17 protein-coding genes and 1 tRNA gene are annotated in these 16,879 nt (G+C 34.8%); 7 read left to right on the top strand and 11 right to left on the bottom strand.

All coding sequences use genetic code 11. The features are described from left to right. Nucleotides 1-263: 263 nt before the first annotated feature. Together FEZ18_RS05695 and FEZ18_RS05690 are read right to left on the bottom strand one after the other, a co-directional pair. Entirely contained in the window at nucleotides 264-1,169 is a 906-nt protein-coding gene (locus FEZ18_RS05695) for a metal ABC transporter solute-binding protein, Zn/Mn family (RefSeq protein ID WP_153267416.1), read from the bottom strand. A gap of 238 nt (nucleotides 1,170-1,407) precedes the next feature. Next, a complete protein-coding gene (locus FEZ18_RS05690) occupies nucleotides 1,408-3,660 on the bottom strand; it encodes a TonB-dependent receptor (protein ID WP_153267415.1) in 2,253 nt (750 codons plus the stop codon). A gap of 101 nt (nucleotides 3,661-3,761) precedes the next feature. Here FEZ18_RS05690 and FEZ18_RS05685 point away from each other — a divergent pair, with 101 nt between their 5' ends. From FEZ18_RS05685 to FEZ18_RS05675, 3 genes are all read left to right on the top strand, one after another. Continuing rightward, nucleotides 3,762-4,418, top strand: coding sequence for a metal-dependent transcriptional regulator (locus FEZ18_RS05685; RefSeq protein ID WP_153267414.1), 657 nt, complete (start codon nucleotides 3,762-3,764; stop codon nucleotides 4,416-4,418). 77 nt (nucleotides 4,419-4,495) lie between these two features. Beyond that, nucleotides 4,496-6,523, top strand: coding sequence for a S9 family peptidase (locus FEZ18_RS05680; protein WP_153267413.1), 2,028 nt, complete (start codon nucleotides 4,496-4,498; stop codon nucleotides 6,521-6,523). An 86-nt stretch (nucleotides 6,524-6,609) separates the two neighbouring features. Next, nucleotides 6,610-7,122 (top strand): hypothetical protein, encoded by a 513-nt coding sequence (locus FEZ18_RS05675; RefSeq protein WP_153267412.1) that lies wholly within the window; start codon nucleotides 6,610-6,612, stop codon nucleotides 7,120-7,122. A 79-nt stretch (nucleotides 7,123-7,201) separates the two neighbouring features. On the opposite strand, the gene FEZ18_RS05670 is transcribed toward FEZ18_RS05675, so the two are convergent. The 4 genes from FEZ18_RS05670 to FEZ18_RS05655 form a co-directional block, all read right to left on the bottom strand. Further along, nucleotides 7,202-7,342: a FeoB-associated Cys-rich membrane protein gene (locus FEZ18_RS05670; RefSeq protein WP_153267411.1), complete on the bottom strand. Its 141-nt coding sequence runs from the start codon at nucleotides 7,340-7,342 to the stop codon at nucleotides 7,202-7,204. 88 nt (nucleotides 7,343-7,430) lie between these two features. Next, entirely contained in the window at nucleotides 7,431-9,533 is a 2,103-nt protein-coding gene (feoB, locus tag FEZ18_RS05665; protein ID WP_153267410.1) for a ferrous iron transport protein B, read from the bottom strand. Further along, entirely contained in the window at nucleotides 9,526-9,762 is a 237-nt protein-coding gene (locus FEZ18_RS05660) for a ferrous iron transport protein A (protein ID WP_153267409.1), read from the bottom strand. The genes feoB and FEZ18_RS05660 overlap by 8 nt, the downstream gene beginning before the upstream one ends. 69 nt (nucleotides 9,763-9,831) lie before the next feature. After that, nucleotides 9,832-10,506, bottom strand: coding sequence for an SCO family protein (locus tag FEZ18_RS05655; protein ID WP_153267408.1), 675 nt, complete (start codon nucleotides 10,504-10,506; stop codon nucleotides 9,832-9,834). Between the two features lie 182 nt (nucleotides 10,507-10,688). Between FEZ18_RS05655 and rseP the strand changes: the two genes are divergently transcribed. Both rseP and FEZ18_RS05645 read left to right on the top strand, forming a co-directional pair. After that, a complete protein-coding gene (gene rseP, locus FEZ18_RS05650; RefSeq protein WP_153267407.1) occupies nucleotides 10,689-12,035 on the top strand; it encodes an RIP metalloprotease RseP in 1,347 nt (448 codons plus the stop codon). A 176-nt stretch (nucleotides 12,036-12,211) separates the two neighbouring features. After that, nucleotides 12,212-12,285 (top strand) — tRNA-Asn (locus FEZ18_RS05645). 128 nt (nucleotides 12,286-12,413) lie between these two features. Here FEZ18_RS05645 and FEZ18_RS05640 read toward each other — a convergent pair. The 4 genes from FEZ18_RS05640 to FEZ18_RS05625 form a co-directional block, all read right to left on the bottom strand. Next, complete coding sequence (locus FEZ18_RS05640) at nucleotides 12,414-12,620, bottom strand: hypothetical protein (RefSeq protein WP_153267406.1); 207 nt, start codon at nucleotides 12,618-12,620, stop codon at nucleotides 12,414-12,416. Nucleotide 12,621: 1 nt separating this feature from the next. After that, on the bottom strand, nucleotides 12,622-12,969 hold the full coding sequence (locus FEZ18_RS05635) for a hypothetical protein (RefSeq protein ID WP_153267405.1): 348 nt from the start codon (nucleotides 12,967-12,969) through the stop codon (nucleotides 12,622-12,624). A gap of 3 nt (nucleotides 12,970-12,972) precedes the next feature. Beyond that, entirely contained in the window at nucleotides 12,973-13,305 is a 333-nt protein-coding gene (locus tag FEZ18_RS05630; protein WP_153267404.1) for a YtxH domain-containing protein, read from the bottom strand. Nucleotides 13,306-13,439: 134 nt separating this feature from the next. Beyond that, nucleotides 13,440-13,790 carry an arsenate reductase family protein gene (locus tag FEZ18_RS05625; protein WP_153267403.1) on the bottom strand — a complete coding sequence of 117 codons (351 nt, stop codon included), beginning with the start codon at nucleotides 13,788-13,790 and terminating at the stop codon, nucleotides 13,440-13,442. A gap of 58 nt (nucleotides 13,791-13,848) precedes the next feature. Between FEZ18_RS05625 and FEZ18_RS05620 the strand changes: the two genes are divergently transcribed. Continuing rightward, the gene (locus FEZ18_RS05620) at nucleotides 13,849-14,325 is read left to right on the top strand and encodes a DinB family protein (RefSeq protein ID WP_153267402.1); all 477 of its coding nucleotides are present in this window, start codon (nucleotides 13,849-13,851) and stop codon (nucleotides 14,323-14,325) included. 129 nt (nucleotides 14,326-14,454) lie between these two features. Here the strand turns inward: FEZ18_RS05620 and FEZ18_RS05615 are convergent, their stop codons facing one another. Further along, complete coding sequence (locus tag FEZ18_RS05615) at nucleotides 14,455-15,171, bottom strand: DUF3298 and DUF4163 domain-containing protein (RefSeq protein WP_153267401.1); 717 nt, start codon at nucleotides 15,169-15,171, stop codon at nucleotides 14,455-14,457. Nucleotides 15,172-15,378: 207 nt separating this feature from the next. Between FEZ18_RS05615 and FEZ18_RS05610 the strand changes: the two genes are divergently transcribed. Then, complete coding sequence (locus tag FEZ18_RS05610; RefSeq protein WP_153267400.1) at nucleotides 15,379-16,518, top strand: cystathionine gamma-synthase; 1,140 nt, start codon at nucleotides 15,379-15,381, stop codon at nucleotides 16,516-16,518. Nucleotides 16,519-16,879 lie beyond the last annotated feature (361 nt).

Raw genomic sequence — 16,879 nt, 5'->3', positions numbered from 1 at the left:
ATGCAAAACCCTTCGACTACGCTCAGGATAAACCAAGCCAAAAGATCATTTCAATCTGAGGAAATTCCTGCGGATCATTCACTCTCGGCTTAACGTTCTTGAAACTTCGTTTCGCATCTCCATTCCTTCGTTCATTATTTCTGCAGATTGATGATTCGGACTGGGTCCGAGATAGGGACTTTCTGTTCTGCTATCTTTCATTTATTATGCGATACTCTTTTTAATTTGAGTGAACATTGAAAACTGTGACAGTGATTAAAAACTTACTTTAAAGCGTTTATAATCGTATTCACATTATACTCGAACATACCAATATAGGTGCCTTCTAAAGTACCTTCGTTTCCTAAAGCATCAGAATATAAGGTGCCTCCAATTTTTACGTCATGGCCTTTGGAGTTTACTGCGGCTTGTAGGGCTTCTATTGTGCGCCTTGGCACCGAGCTTTCTACAAAAATAGCTTTTACGTTTTTTTCGATAATGAATGCCGCTAATCTTTGAACATCCTTTACACCAGCTTCAGTGGCAGTCGATAAACCTTGTAAACCAACCACTTCGAAACCGTAATTTTTCCCAAAATAATTAAAGGCATCATGTGCTGTCACTAATATTCTTTTTTCCTTTGGAAGCGTTTCAATAGTCGTTTTAATGTTTTCTTGTAGCCTATCTAATTTTGCTAGATATTGGTTTTGGTTTTCAATATAATTATTGGCGTTTTTTGGATCTTTTTCTGATAGCACTGTTGTTACCTTCCTGGCAAACTGCTTATAATATTCAATATTAAACCATACGTGTGGATCGAAATTCGACCCAAAATATTCAGAACCTATTAAGGTGCTTTTATCAATCTCTTCAGCTAAAGCAATGGGTGATTTGCTTTTCATTTTTTCAAAAACATCAACTAATTTACCTTCAAGATGTAAACCGTTGTAAAAAATAATATCGGCATTTACAAGTTTGGTAACATCGCCTTCGCTCGCTTTATAAAGGTGCGGATCGACGCCACTACCCATTAAACCTTCAATATTGATATAGTCGCCACCAATATTTTTTACCAAATCGGTAATCATGGTTGTTGTGGTAACAATATTAAGTTTTCCGTTTTCTTTTTTATCAGTTTTACAGCTAATAATAGTGCTAGCAATTAGCAGTATAAAAACTATTTTTTTCATTCCTCTAAATTTAATTTACGAAGGTACTAAAATTTAGTGGTTTTTTTATTGATTTTAAATCCAAACACCCTTATTTACAAGGGTTCTAATTTAATTTTTGTAAGATTTTCGGGTTGTGTTCTAATCAATTGAAGCGTACCAAATGAATAACGAGACATCTTATAATAATGGAATTCTTTGTCTTGTCTTATTCGGGGTGATAGGCTTATTACCGAATGCATTTCAATCTCTAATGTTTTTATTTTAAAGTATACCGTAATCCTAAAAACGCACGAATGCCTTGATTTGGCCCGTAAATATATGAGGGATCGAAAGTTAAGGCGTAAGGATTATTTGGGGTGGCAAGCACATTGCCGTTGGCATCAAAATCTACATTTTTATCAAATGGATCGTCTGCACGAGCAATAATAAAGGGGTTGCCTTTGTTTGGTGTCCAATTTAAAAGGTTTTTAACGCCACCATAAATTTCAAAATTATTAAACCCATCATAAGTCAGTTGTATATTTTGAATGCTCCAAGTTGGCGAGTATTCATCTCTTGGGTCTAGCTCACCTAAAATTGGCAAGCGCATAGGACCGTAAAGGTTCCCCGTATAATCTAAAGTTAAATGGGTGGGATAGTGCTTATACGATAATGCCCAAGTAGCCGTAAATTTTTCGGTTAATATTTGTCGAGATTTAATATCATTTTCAGTTTGCGAAACCTCTTGCAGTGTGGCTCCAATGGAACCACTAATACCGCTACCTAAAACAGCATCTATATTTAAACTTATGCCCTGTGATACTGAATTACCATCGAGATTAGCATAAATAATTTGATTGGGGTTGGTATCGTAATCTGGGATAATGGCATTGGTGAAATAAGTGTACCACGCCGAGGCATCGAACGTAAAAATCATGCCTTTTTTGGTGTACAGCTTCTTCAAATAATTTAAATTTACATTATATGACTGTTCTGGGTCTAAAGCTTCTTCAATAATAACATCACGCGCTCCTGTTAATGCGGCATGTTCTTCTGTAAATAAGTTAACCACTCTAAATCCAGTACCGGCATTTAATCGAATAATATCGGTTTTTGTAGGTTTAAATTTATAAGCAATTCTTGGTGTGACAATCGAGCCATGGCGATTATCATAATCGTAACGCAAGCCCAGAAGCACATTTTGTTTTTCAGATAACTTGATTTCATCTTGAACAAAAATAGAAGGAATGGTTGCTTCGTCTGCTGTAATAGTAGCCGTAGTATTATCGTCATAAAAGTTGTAACGCGCCGCTACACCAAACAAAAGATCGTGATTTTTCAAGGATTTATCCCAAAGCATTTGCCCAAAAGCGATACGTTGTTCTGCTAAGTAAGGGGTGTCGCCATATACAGAATTTTGATCGTGGTCTGAGTAGGAGAATTCAAAATTTATACTTTCATCAACTGGTAATTGGTATTTACCAAAAACCTCGTAGCGCGAGGTGTAAATACTTTCGCCATAAACTTCGTCGCTCCCTCTAAAACTCGGGTTCCATTGCATTTCTCCACCCCAGCGGTCTTCGTAAAAATAACGGGCAGCAAGCGATAATGTTCGGTTTTCTTTGCGTTTAAAATCCCATTTATTAAAAATCGAGATTCTATCTTGTAGGGTGACATCTGTAAAATTATCGTTGTTATTATCTATTTTATTACTGTAATTAAAATAATTAGTACCAAATAATAAGGTGGCCTTGTCGCCTACTTTAGCTTTAAAACCAGCATCTACATTAACTTCTCCCCATCCAGTAACATGGCTATCGGCAAAAACTATGGGTGCGTTTTCTGGTAGTTTAGTAATAATATTTATTAAGCCACCAACAGCCTCACTACCATAAAGTGTAGAGGCGGGACCTTTTACAATTTCAACCTGTTCAATTAAAGGATTTGGAATACCAGACAGGCCGTAAACCGTAGATAAACCGCTTACAATTGGCATGCCATCTATTAGCACCAAAGTATATGGCCCTTCTAAACCGTTAATATGAATGTCGCCCGTATTACAAACGCTACAATTTATTTGCGGACGCACACCGTTCACATTTTGTAAGGCTTCAAAAATATTTGGCGTCGGGTTTTTGTTGAAAAATGCGGGCGAATAGACCTCAACTGGCACGGCGCTTTCTAAACGGCTTACCGGCTTAAGCGTTCCTGTAACCACAACTTCATCTAAAGCATTGTCGTATTCCAAATCAAATACTAGCTTATTAATATTTGAAGACACTTTTACCGCTTTTGTTTGGGTTTTAAACCCTACAAACGATGCTGTAATGTCAAAATTACCCGCTGGAATGCGACTTAGTGTAAAATAACCATCATCATCTGTGGTTGTGCCGGTGCTGGAATTTTTAATATAAACGTTTACATAAGGCAAAGCTTCGTTTTCGTGAGTAACTCGACCTTTAATTTTATAATAATCTTGTGCATGAATATTTAAGCTAAATAACACTATCGCTAAGGTAATTAGTTTCATCTTAATTAGTTTTTATGCAAATATAAATATATTTTTAGATTAGCCTAAAAATATTTTATTAAAAAGTTTAACTTTATCTTTGCTAACATATACTTAAGGAGATGATCACACTAACAGAAGAAAATTATATTAAAGCCATTTATCATCTTGGTAAATACGGCAAAGAAACGGTTAATACCAATGCCATTGCCGAGGCCTTAGATACCAAAGCATCTTCTGTTACCGATATGGTTAAAAAACTTGCCGACAAAGAGTATCTCAATTACAAAAAGTATCAAGGTGCGGTTTTAACTGAGAAAGGAAAGCGTATTGCGGTAAATATTGTTAGAAAACACCGACTTTGGGAGGTTTTTTTGGTAGAAAAACTCAATTTTTCTTGGGATGAGGTGCATGATGTTGCCGAGCATTTAGAGCATATAAAATCTGAAAAATTGATTAACGAGTTGGATGCCTTTTTAGAATATCCTACCCGCGATCCCCATGGCGACCCGATTCCAGATAAACACGGGAATTTTAAAACCATTGATAAAATTACCTTGGCGCAGTCTGAGATTGGCACCACGTACCAATGTATTGGTGTAGTCGATACCTCTTCAAATTTTTTGAAGTATTTAGACAGCAATAATATTGGATTGGGCACCACTATAGAGGTTCTTCATAAAGAACCTTTTGATAAATCGGTTAAAATAAAATTACACAACACCGAAATGGTGGTTTCTCAAAACGTAGCGAAAAATCTCTATTTGAAAGCGCTATAAATATTAATTTAATCGCATATTTGGTATTATATTTTTAAAATTACTAACTTCCCGTTTTAATTTTTAAACGCGTCGTTATGTATCGGTTATTTTATGTAGTACTCTTGGCTTTAAGCTTCCAATTTTCTTTCTCTCAAATAGAAAAAACGCCATTTCAAGCTTTAGATGTTTTTGAATTGGAATGGGCATCAGATCCTCAAATTTCACCTAACGGAACACAAATTGTGTACAAAAGAAACGGTTTTGATATTATGACGGATGAACCTAAGGGCAACCTGTGGATTATAAATGCTGATGGCACATCTCACCGTAAATTAACCACCAGAGAGGTTAACGAATCGCAGCCACGATGGTCGCCAAGTGGCGATAGAATTGCGTTTACAAGTACGACTGAAGCAGGATCAGAATTATACATGTATTGGGTAAATACAGGGCAAATTGCAAAGCTGTCTCAATTAGAAAAATCTCCAGCTTCATTAACCTGGTCGCCAGATGGAAAACACTTGGCATTTACCATGTTTGTACCGCAAGAAGCTCCAGTAATTATAAAAATGCCCGCAAAACCTAAAGGTGCAAATTGGGCAAAACCGGTTAGAATAACAGACCGATTAAAGCATGAAGCCGATGGGAGAGGGTATCTAGAACCGGGATTTACCCATATTTTCACTATGCCAGCAGACGGCGGAACACCTAGACAAATCACCTCTGGCAATTTTAACCATAGCGGAAACTTTTCGTTTGCTCCAAACGGACAAACCATTTATTTTTCTGGCAATAGAAGCGATAATTGGGAATACGAGTTTAGAAACAGCGAAGTGTATAAAGTCGATGTAAATACAAGAGCAATTACCGCGCTTACCACTCAAAACGGGCCAGATTACTCACCTAAAGTTTCACCCGACGGAAAAACCATTGCTTTTTTATCTTACGAAGACAAAATGCAAGCCTTTCAAACCACAAAATTGAATATCATGAATGTTGATGGTAGTAAAAGACGTGTTTTATCCACCAATCTAGATCGTAGTGTGAACAATATTTCTTGGGACAGCTCCGGAAAAGGCTTATATTTTACTTATGATGATAAAGGGAATTCTAAAGTGGCCTATATTTCTAATTCAGGAAAAATAACAAAGCATGCCGATAATATGGGTGGCACCACACTGGGGCGTCCTTATGCATCGGGATCGTATTCGGTGTCTAAAAATGGCGTTATTGCGTTTACACAATCTACACCAGATTATCCTGCGGATTTAGCTGTTATTCAGAATAAAAAAGTCGCTAATCGCATAACCCGTTTAAATGATGATGTTTTAGCCTTTAGAACCTTAGGAACAACCGAAGAAGTTTGGTATAAATCGTCTTTCGACGGTCGAGATCTTCAAGGCTGGATTGTAAAACCACCGTTTTACGACCCCTCAAAAAAATATCCTTTATTGGTTGAAAATCATGGTGGCCCTATTTTAAACTATGGCGACCGCTTTACGGCAGAAATTCAATTATACGCTGCCGATGGTTATGTGGTATTCTACCCAAACCCACGTGGAAGTACGAGTTACGGCGAAGAATTTGCAAATTTATTATACCATAACTACCCAGGCGAAGATTATATAGATGTGATGGATGGCGTAGATTATTTAGTTGAAAAAGGCATCGTAGATAATAACAAACTTTATGTTACTGGCGGTAGCGCAGGTGGCATAATGACCACTTGGATGATTGGCAAAAACAACCGCTTTAAAGCTGCCGTAGTTACAAAACCCGTTATAAATTGGATTAGTAAAACATTGGTTGCCGATAATTATTATGCTTATGCCGACACGCGTCTACCTGGGCAACCTTGGGAGAATTTTGAAACCTATTGGAAGTTTTCGCCAATATCTTTAGTTGGCAATATTGAAACTCCAACCATGCTCATGGTAGGTATGGAAGATTTGCGAACCCCGCCAAGCGAAGCCAAACAATTATACCATGCTCTAAAATTGCGAAAAATAGAAACGGTTTTAGTAGAAATCCCAGGTGCTGCCCATGGTATTGCCAGAAAACCTAGTAATTTAATTAGTAAGGTGGCGCATACTTTGGCTTGGATTAATAGGTATAATGATTGATTTTTAAAATGAGTGAATAAGGATTGGCTTTCATTGCGTTTATGCATCGTTATAAAAGTTACAGCTAACTAACATATATTAAAAAAATGAAAAATAACACATACAAATATATTACGCCATACCTAATTCTAATGTTAGTATCTTGTAAAACTACAGTTGTAACTCCAGTAGACAAGCCAGAAGATATTGGAAAACAATTGTATTCAATTGTTACAAAAATCCCCTCTTCTACACAAGAGGAGTTCTTATCCCATTTTTTAAAGCTTGAAGAATTGAGAACGTTTGTTAATAATCCCGAAATGAAAATCAGTCAAGAAACTAAAAATAAGGTTACCTCATGGCCCAAAGATGAATACTATGGTGATTTTATTGAGAAATACGATAAGATAAAAGAGCGTGCTGCCTCTTATGAAATGGACCTTTCTCGAATAACTTATGATGATTTTACATACAAGATCAACGAGGTAAACGGATTAAAATTTTGTGACGGCGTACTCCATTTTAACTATAATGAGAAGGACTATAAAATTGAAAGTGCCTCTATTTACACTAAAAATAAGTATGAATTATTTAGAATAGGAAGATTGACTGAAAATTAAATAGTTTGACTTCAGTCTTAATAACCGTTATCAAACCTTGTAATAAAATGAACTAAAAATTTTACTACTCTGAATAAAATCAACTACACCCACAACCGCCATCACCTCCGCAGGCTTTAACCGATTTTTTCTTGGGTTTCCACACAAACTTTTTTACTAAGAAAACGATAGCAAAAGCAAGAACAGTAAAGGCCAATATGTTTTGTATAATAGTATTCATAAGTGGTGTAAATCAATCAATTAATAAAATTAAGGCTTTTTTTCAATTTAAAGATTACCGCGTCGTAAAAACTTTTCGCAAAGACAAATTATTTTAGAAGCTGAAATGCTATTAATGCCACCACATAAGCAAAAGCACTCATAATAACCAGTTGCCACATGGGCCATTTCCAGCTGTTAGTTTCCTTTTTAACAATGGCTAGTGTACTCATACATTGCATGGCAAAAGCATAAAATAACAGTAATGAAATACCAGAGGCAAAATTAAATAAGGGCCCACCTAAAATGGGGTTTACCTCGCCTGCCATACGGTTTTTAATGGTTTCTTCTTCATCGCTTCCTACGCTATAAATGGTAGCAAGCGTGCCCACAAACACTTCTCGTGCAGCAAAACTACTTACAATCGCAATACCAATTTTCCAATCGTAACCTAAAGGCCTTATGGCGGGCTCTATGGCTCTTCCTGTAATACCAATAAAGGAATGTTCCAACTTATAAGAAGCGATTTGTTCTTCTAATTCGTCTTCGCTTAAATTTTGAGCAGCATATTCGGTTTTTACAATGGTTTCTGCATTATTGAATTCTTCACCAGGGCCATAAGAAGCCAGAAACCAGAGTATGATAGATATAGCAAGAATAATTTTACCAGCGCCAAAAACGAAGGCCTTTGTTTTTTCAACAACGGTTAACCCTACGTTTTTAATTAGGGGGAGTTTATAATTTGGCATTTCAACAACAAAAAACGTTTTGCTTTTTATGTTTAAAATTTTATTCAAAATATAAGCCGAACCCACTGCAGCCCCAAAACCAATAAGGTATAACAGCATTAATGTTAAAGCTTGGTAACTTATTACTCCTAAAAACCGACCTTCGGGAATAATTAGCGCAATTATTATTAAATATACCGGTAAACGTGCTGCACAAGTTGTAAACGGCGTGACTAAAATGGTAATTAAGCGTTCTTTCCAGCTGCTAATATTACGTGTCGCCATAATGGCTGGAATGGCACAAGCGGTACCAGAAATTAAAGGCACCACACTTTTTCCACTTAAGCCAAAACGCCGCATGACTTTATCCATTAAAAAGACTACACGACTCATATAGCCACTCTCTTCAAGTATGGCTATAAACAGGAATAAGAAAGCAATTTGCGGGATAAAAATCACGACGCCACCAAGACCAGGTATAATACCTTCGGCAAGTAAATTTGTAAAAGTACCCTCGGGTAAGCTATTTTTAGTCCATTCACTTAAAGAAGCAAACGTACTGTCGATAAAATCCATAGGGATGCTTGACCAATCGTAAATAGCTTGAAAAATAAGAAGCAATATGAGCAAAAATATGAAGTACCCCCAAAACTTATGCGTTAGTATTCTGTCAAATTTTGTGCGTAAATCTTTTGCTTTAGAAGCATCAATAATTTGTCCTTCTTTAAGCACTTGGTTAATAAACTGATAGCGCTTTATGGTTTCTTTTTGCTGTAATCGTTTTAGGTCGCTTTTGCTTTTGGTTTTAAAATCGGCTACGTCATCAAATTCATTTCTGTTAATGGTTCCAAAGTTTACATCTTGGGTAATAACAAGCCAAAGCTTGTAAAGTAACTGATTTGGAAAGGCTTTACGTAAATTTTCAAAATACGCAGCATCAATATCATTAGCGTCTATGCAAGACGAAACAGGAATGCTTTTGTAATTCGCTATGAGTTCTTTTAAATCATTTATCCCTTCATTTTTACGTGTACTTACTAAGGCAATTTTAGTTTGTAGTTGTTTTTCTAAATATTCAATATCTAACGAAATGCCTTTGTAGTGCATACGGTCACTCATATTAATGACTAGTATGGTAGGGATCTCTAAATCCTTTATTTGCGTAAAAAGCAGAAGGTTTCTTTTAAGGTTTTCTACATCGGCAACAACCACGGCTACATCTGGGAAATCTTTGTCGTTTTTATTAAGTAGGAGTTCGATTACTACATTCTCGTCTAACGAAGAGGCATTTAAGCTATAGGTACCCGGTAAATCAAGAATGTGGGCTTTAACGCCACGTGGTAATTTACAGATGCCTTCTTTTTTTTCGACCGTAATACCAGGGTAGTTGCCAACTTTTTGGTTTAGACCAGTAAGGGCATTAAATACGGATGTTTTTCCCGTATTGGGGTTTCCTATAAGGGCTACATTAATTTGCTTACTCATGTGCTACTTTGTCTATTAAGATGTGAATAGCAGTCTCTTTTCTTATCGCTAGATGCGTACCATTTATATTTAAATACATCGGGTCTTGAAAAGGAGCGAGCTGTAATAGTTGTACAGGATTTCCTGGTAAACATCCCATTTCTAAAAGTTTTAAAGGAATATGTACAGATGAAACATCGGTAATAATGCCACGTTCTCCACGTTTTAAATCGGCTATTGTATGCTGCAAGCTTATTTAGATTGGTTTTAAAGAAGTAAATGTAAGGCAAAATTTTTTACTGAAAAAATACTTATCACACTATTTGGTGTACTCTTCTTTGAGAATTTTTAAATCCTCTAATAAACGTTCTATTTCCTCTCTGTCTGTACCATCATAAAACCCGCGAATTTTTCTTTTTTTATCAATAAGCATAAAGTTTTCGGTATGAATCATATCGAATTCATCTGCGCTGCCATCATCTAAAACCGCTAAATAGCTTTTTCTGGCAAGTTGATAAATTTGTTTTTTATCGCCAGTCACTAAATTCCATTTCGCATCAATGACGCCTTTAGATTTGGCATATCGTTTTAGCTGTGCAACGGTATCAATTTCTGGAGTTACGGTATGCGAAAGTAGCATAACTTCATCATCATTTTTAATTTCTTCTTGTATTAACACCATATGGTCTGTCATGATCGGGCAAATGGTAAGGCAGGTGGTAAAAAAGAAATCGGCAATATAAATTTTATCCTTGTAATGGTCTTGGGTTATGGTTTCTCCATTTTGATTGATAAGTTTAAAATTAGCTATTTTATGATATTTTTTTTTATGCTGAATCGTGCTGTCTACCAACTCTGTGCTCACCATTGCAGGTTGATAAATTGGCAGCGGTTGGTACACATTTAAGGTATTGTAAATTATAATTAATATTATTAATGAAATAACACCAAAAACAATTGCAAACCCTTTGTAGTCTTTAAAAAATGAAAGCATAAGTAGTGGTTAATAAATAATTATAACAAAAATACAATGAATCTTTCTAGGCTAAAAGATAAAAGTATTAAGATTTACTTAAACTTAAATTCCTGTTAAAAATTTACACATCAAAATAATAGCCTTCCTTAAGTTGGTTTAAAAGTGTACTTTTGCACGATTAAAAAATTATACTGAAGTATATGGAGTTTGTTATTAAAATATCTCAATTTTTATTGAGCCTTTCTTTATTAATTGTTTTGCATGAATTGGGTCATTTTATTCCTGCAAAGCTTTTTAAAACTAGAGTAGAAAAATTTTATTTATTTTTTGATGTTAAGTTTTCTTTGTTCAAAAAGAAAATTGGAGATACCGTTTACGGCATTGGCTGGTTGCCTCTAGGAGGTTATGTTAAAATTGCTGGTATGATTGATGAGAGCATGGATACCGAGCAAATGGCTAAAGAGCCACAGCCTTGGGAATTCCGTTCTAAACCAGCTTGGCAGCGTTTAATTATCATGCTTGGCGGTGTTACAGTTAACTTTTTATTAGCCATATTCATTTATATTGGGATGAGTTATTTTTATGGCGATAATTTTTTGCCTAATAACAATATTAAGGATGGGGTATTAATTGAGAGTACAGTTGCTAACAACGCTGGACTTTTAACTGGTGATAAAATTTTGGCTGTTGATGGAAATTCCATAGAGAATTTTTCTGAAATTTCTGAAAAAGTGCTTTTTGGTAAACAAGTTACGGTTGAAAGGGACGGAGAACAAGTTAGCATAACCTTACCTGAAGATTTTTTAGCACAATTAATAGATGCTAACGAGAGCCGATTTATAAGTTTAAGACAACCCTTTGTGGTTGTTCAAGTTCCAGACACCTCTGCAAATAAATTAAGTGGACTTAAAAAGGGCGATGTTATCGTTGGGCTTAACGACTTTAAAACTAAATATGCCGATGAGGTGATACTCGGTTTGGAAAAATATAGCGGACAAAACGTTTCTGCCACTGTTTTAAGAGATGGACAAGAAACTAAGTTGCCTTTATCTATTAGCGAGGATGGAAAGTTAGGTCTAGTATATGCACCAGCATCTACCCCTAAGACTTTAGAAGCTTTAGGATATTATAAATTTGAAACTAAGAAATACGGGTTTTTTGAATCTTTCCCAGTTGGCCTAACAAAAGCTAAAGATAAATTGTCGTCTTACTGGGATCAGCTAAGCGCTATATTCTCTCCTAGTACTGGTGCTTATAAGGGTGTTGGTGGTTTTAAAGCCATTTTTGATATTTTCCCTAACGTTTGGAATTGGCAATATTTTTGGAATATTACAGCTTTTCTATCCATCATGCTAGGAGTTATAAACCTATTGCCCATTCCAGCTTTAGATGGCGGTCATGTCGTGTTCTTATTATATGAAATAATTTCTGGAAGAAAACCAGGAGATAAATTTATGGAATATGCACAGGTGGTGGGATTTGTTATCTTAATCGCTTTGATGCTATTTGCGAATGGGAATGATATTTATAAAGCAATTTTTAAATAAATTTAAATATATGTTTTGTAATATCTAAAATTAAATATATATTTGCGCTCGCTAAGACGAAATAGCATCACAATAAGCCGTTAAAATTAATGCTTATTTAAAAGATGAAAAAAAAATTAGCGACGTTCCTATTAGAAAGTAAAAAAATATTTACATTTGTAAATTCAAAATAACAGTCCTCCTTAGCTCAGTTGGTTAGAGCATCTGACTGTTAATCAGAGGGTCCTTGGTTCGAGCCCAAGAGGGGGAGCAAACAAAGTTCAACAGTGATGTTGGACTTTTTTGTTTTTAGAAGGTTTTTAAAAACACCGCGTAAAAAAAAAGAGGACTCCGTTTTTATCTCGGAGTCCTCTTTTAGTTGGTATGAGATAGTTTTGATTATTTCCTATTGAGAAATTTTTTTATTAAAAGTACACCACCCAGTTTTCCGAATATTTGTATTCCGGATTGAATCCAATTAAGTGGTTTTAAATCTTCTTTATATTGCGCTTTTAAGTTTTTAAATTCTTCAACAGCAATTTTACGCTCAAGATGCAAAATTTTTAAATCGCGTTCTAAACTCTCTGTATTTCTGTATTTTTTCATCTTAATCAAAAAACTTTTCAGATAATTTTTTTACTGTCATATTATTAATGTGCTTTCTTAAAAGTATTGCTATTACCGAGAGCACTGTAAAAACAGCGCCAACAATAGCAAACCCTAAGGCATAGTTACCAGTAGATGCTCCTATAATTAAAGCTAAAGCTGCACCTAAAAAGCAAACGCCCAGAAGCAACAAGCCACCTATAACTATAGCTTTAAAAACCATACTAATAGAAATGGTTAATTGCTGAAAAATTTTAAGCCTATAGTATTCGTATGATTTCTCTACGTATTTTTTACCAATTTCAGAGGCTTTGGCATTAGTATCGCTTAGAGATTCAAATAAACTCATATATTATGATGTTTTTTGTAATCTTTTATTTTTCTCTTTTAAGTCCTTTAGTTTTTTCTCTAAAGTTGTAATAATATCATCGGCCTTATAACTTGCGTTTGAAATTAAAGAATCTACCTGCTCTTCAAGCGTTTCTTTTTTTTCTGATGCCGCAGAGACCATTTGGTCTTTTAAATCTGTAGCTTTATCAGCAAGTTTTTGTTTGGCTAATTGCGCTTCGTCACTAATGCGCTGTCTGGTATTGCTTCCTTTATCGGGTGCGAATAGAATTCCTAATGTTGCCCCAATTGCTGTTCCTGCTAAAATACCTAAAACTGTGTTTCCGTTATTACTCATGATTCTTTATTTTTTTAATTAAACATTAACTTAACTTGTACATTAACAAATATATAGCTTAATAAGTGTATTTCTTGACGCAAAAGAAGTAATTGTTAGCCTATTCAGAAAAACGGGTCTTATAAACACTATTTTTAAGAGAGTTTAACTTTAGCGGCTTCAACTACCTTTTTAGAATTCCCTATAAAAATACAATCATCGGCAATAATTACAGGTCGTTTTAAAAATGTGTAATGCTCTAAAATATAATCTTTATAGTCGTTTTCTTCAAGAGGTTTATTTTTTAAGTCGAGTTCCTTGTATAGTTTAGCGCGTTTATTAAAAAGCGCTTCGTAGCTGCCTGCAAGTACTTTCATGTCTTCTAATTGCGTCGTCGTGATATTCTCGGTTTTAATATCTTGTAGAGTAAAATTTGAAGATAAATTTAAATCCTTTAATATTCTGATACAGGTGCTGCAAGTTTTTAAATAGTATACTTTTTTCATTGTTATTTATGATTTACTACAACAAATTAAAACTATATTTATCACAAAACTAAATATAATGAATTTTACATTTGATCTTATTAAAAATATACGCAAAATCTTAAAGGATACTGTTGAGTCTACTACCTTAGAAGACTTAAATAAAATACCTAAAGGTTTTAATAATAATATAATCTGGAATATTGGGCATATTGTGGTTATTGAACAGTTATTAACCTATAAGTTATCGGGCTTAAAGCCAGTATTATCAGACCAAATGATCGATAAATATAAAAAAGGGACTAAACCAGAAGGTCAAACCACAGAAGAAGAAGTGCGTGAGATAAAGCAGCTGCTAATCTCTACGCTCGAGAGTACAAAAAAAGATTACGCAAAAGGTCATTTTAAAGATTTTAACAGCTACACGGTTTCTACAACTGGAAACACATTAAACAATATTGACGAGGCTTTACAGTTTGTGTTGGTTCACGATGCGATTCACTATGGCTGCGTTTTAGCCCTGTTAAAGGCTGTTAATACCAAGTTAACTTTGTAATGTCGTGTAAATAAATTGAATTATTTTTTGATTAATTGAATTGAAAAATAAATAACATAGCATCGTTACGGTAATTATTTTTGATGAAAAGGAAGCAAAAAAGAAACTATTTATTACGACATTATATGGTTAAATTGGTATAACAACTAAATAAGGTGCGGCCTCTTCAAACGGGATATTAAACTCAAGTATACCTTCGGTATAAGATTTTATTTCAGAGTTGTTATAGAGTAGAATTAAACCATCGTCACTGTAGGCTATATTTTTGGGTAGCACAAAACTGGCATCATCAAAAAGAGGATCTTCATCTTCTAAAGCCAATTGAAGATGTTTTTTGGCTAGATTTTTAAAGCCATCAATATCTACAAATAAATCGCTGTTATTTAATAACGTCCCTGTTGCGGCGTTAAAATTTAAGAATGAAATATTTAAAACGCCATGTGCCCCACCTGTATTGGTGTACGATGTTACGGCAATACTTATAATTTCTGGTGTTTTAAAAATAACTTCACCATCAATTTGGGCTTCCCATTCTTGTAAACTGTTAGGAAATTCATTTACAAAAGATTGGTATTCGGCATTAAAATTCTCAATAGATTCCTCAATAGTTGCGGTAGAACTGTGTTGTTGTCCAATCTGTAGCACTTCGGCAACATGATTAGAAATTAACCCATTAATAGATTTTGCAATGGCGTTATTCTCAATTACTAATGGGATGTTAACTTCAACAATGGTATTATTTGCTGAGGTTATATTTGTTTCAGAAAAGTGAAGTGTCGCATCATCTTCACAGTTAAAAAGCAATGCAAAAAGGCAAGCAATTATTACGAATTTAGTTTTAAACATCAAATCTATATTTATAGTATCTGCTAAAGATAATTATTGTGTTTGAATTGAAAAAGTATTTCAAGACACATGTCGATATTTCATTTAGAAAAGCATTTTTTAAAAATAAAATCAACCAATTAAGACTCTAAAGAGGAATTTAATGACTCTGAGAAAATTATTTTAAGTAAAACAAATTAAAAGCTACATTTGTAATAAACAGCAATTATGAAATTCAACACAAAAGTAATACATGGCGGCCAAGAACTAGATCCAGCTTACGGCGCTGTAATGCCTCCAATATATCAGACAACAACCTATGCGCAAACCACTCCTGGTGGCCATAAAGGATATGAGTATTCGAGATCGCACAATCCCACAAGAAACGCTTTAGAAAAGGCCTTTGCCAGCATTGAAAATGGAAATTACGGTCTCGCTTTTGGTTCGGGACTTGCTGCAATCGATGCCGTTTTAAAACTTTTAAAGCCTGGTGACGAGGTAATTTCTACTAACGATTTATACGGTGGATCGTTTCGTTTATTTACAAAAATATTTCAAGATTTTGGTATTAAATTTCATTTTGTAGGTATGGGAGAAGCTGTAAATATCGAATCGTACATGACGAGTAATACCAAGCTTATTTGGGTAGAAACACCAACTAACCCCATGATGAACATTATCGATATTAAGGCGGTATCTGCCATCGCTAAGAAACATGAGGTTTTGTTAGCGGTCGATAACACTTTTGCAACGCCTTATTTACAGCAGCCATTAGATTTAGGTGCCGATATTGTTATGCATTCGGCAACTAAATATCTTGGTGGGCATAGCGATGTGGTTATGGGAACGCTTGTTGTAAAAGACAAAGCGTTGGCAGATCAATTGTATTTTATACAAAATGCAAGTGGCGCTATTTGTGGTCCGCAAGACAGTTTTTTAGTGCTAAGAGGTATAAAAACATTGCATGTTAGAATGCAGCGCCATTGTGAAAATGCCAAAACAGTAGCCCAATATTTAGCCAATCACCCTAAGGTCGAGCAAGTCTATTGGCCTGGTTTTGAGAGTCATCCAAATCATCAAATAGCGAAATCTCAAATGAAAGATTTTGGAGGGATGATTTCATTTACCTCAAAAGACAATAATTATGAAAATGCTATAAAAATAGTTGAAAATTTAAAGGTGTTTACTCTAGCTGAATCCTTAGGTGGAGTAGAATCACTCTCTGGCCATCCAGCAAGTATGACGCATGCTAGTATTCCCAAAGAAGAACGTGAAAAAACAGGCGTTGTAGATTCTTTAATACGCTTAAGCGTTGGAATTGAAGATATAGATGATTTAATTGCCGATTTAAAACAAGCCTTAGGCTAATGTAAGCGATTGTCCTGTCTCACACATATCTCCTGAATAAAAAAATCCGAACCGTTCGGATTTTTTTATTCAGGAGATGTTTTAAATGTGACTACCAAAGGGTATCCTGTAACAAACATTTAAAATGTTAAAGCTTCGTATGGTCTTTGTCATGCCAATTTAATTTTGAAGTGTCGGTTAATTTGAATTATTTTTTGTTCAGATAAGATAGAAATCGCAGATTCACGAACTCGTTATTTTACTATAATATGGGCGTGAGCTAAAATCATAGCATGGCCAAAGTTGTCGTTTTATGTTATACCGAAATATGGGCGAAAAAGAACTGTGAAGCACATCATGAACACCTATTTATAAAATAGAA

The organism is Oceanihabitans sp. IOP_32 (assembly GCF_009498295.1).
GTDB classification, from domain to species: Bacteria; Bacteroidota; Bacteroidia; order Flavobacteriales; family Flavobacteriaceae; genus Wocania; species Wocania indica.
Note: the sequence above shows the minus strand (reverse complement) of the source record. Positions and strands in the feature narration are given on the sequence as shown.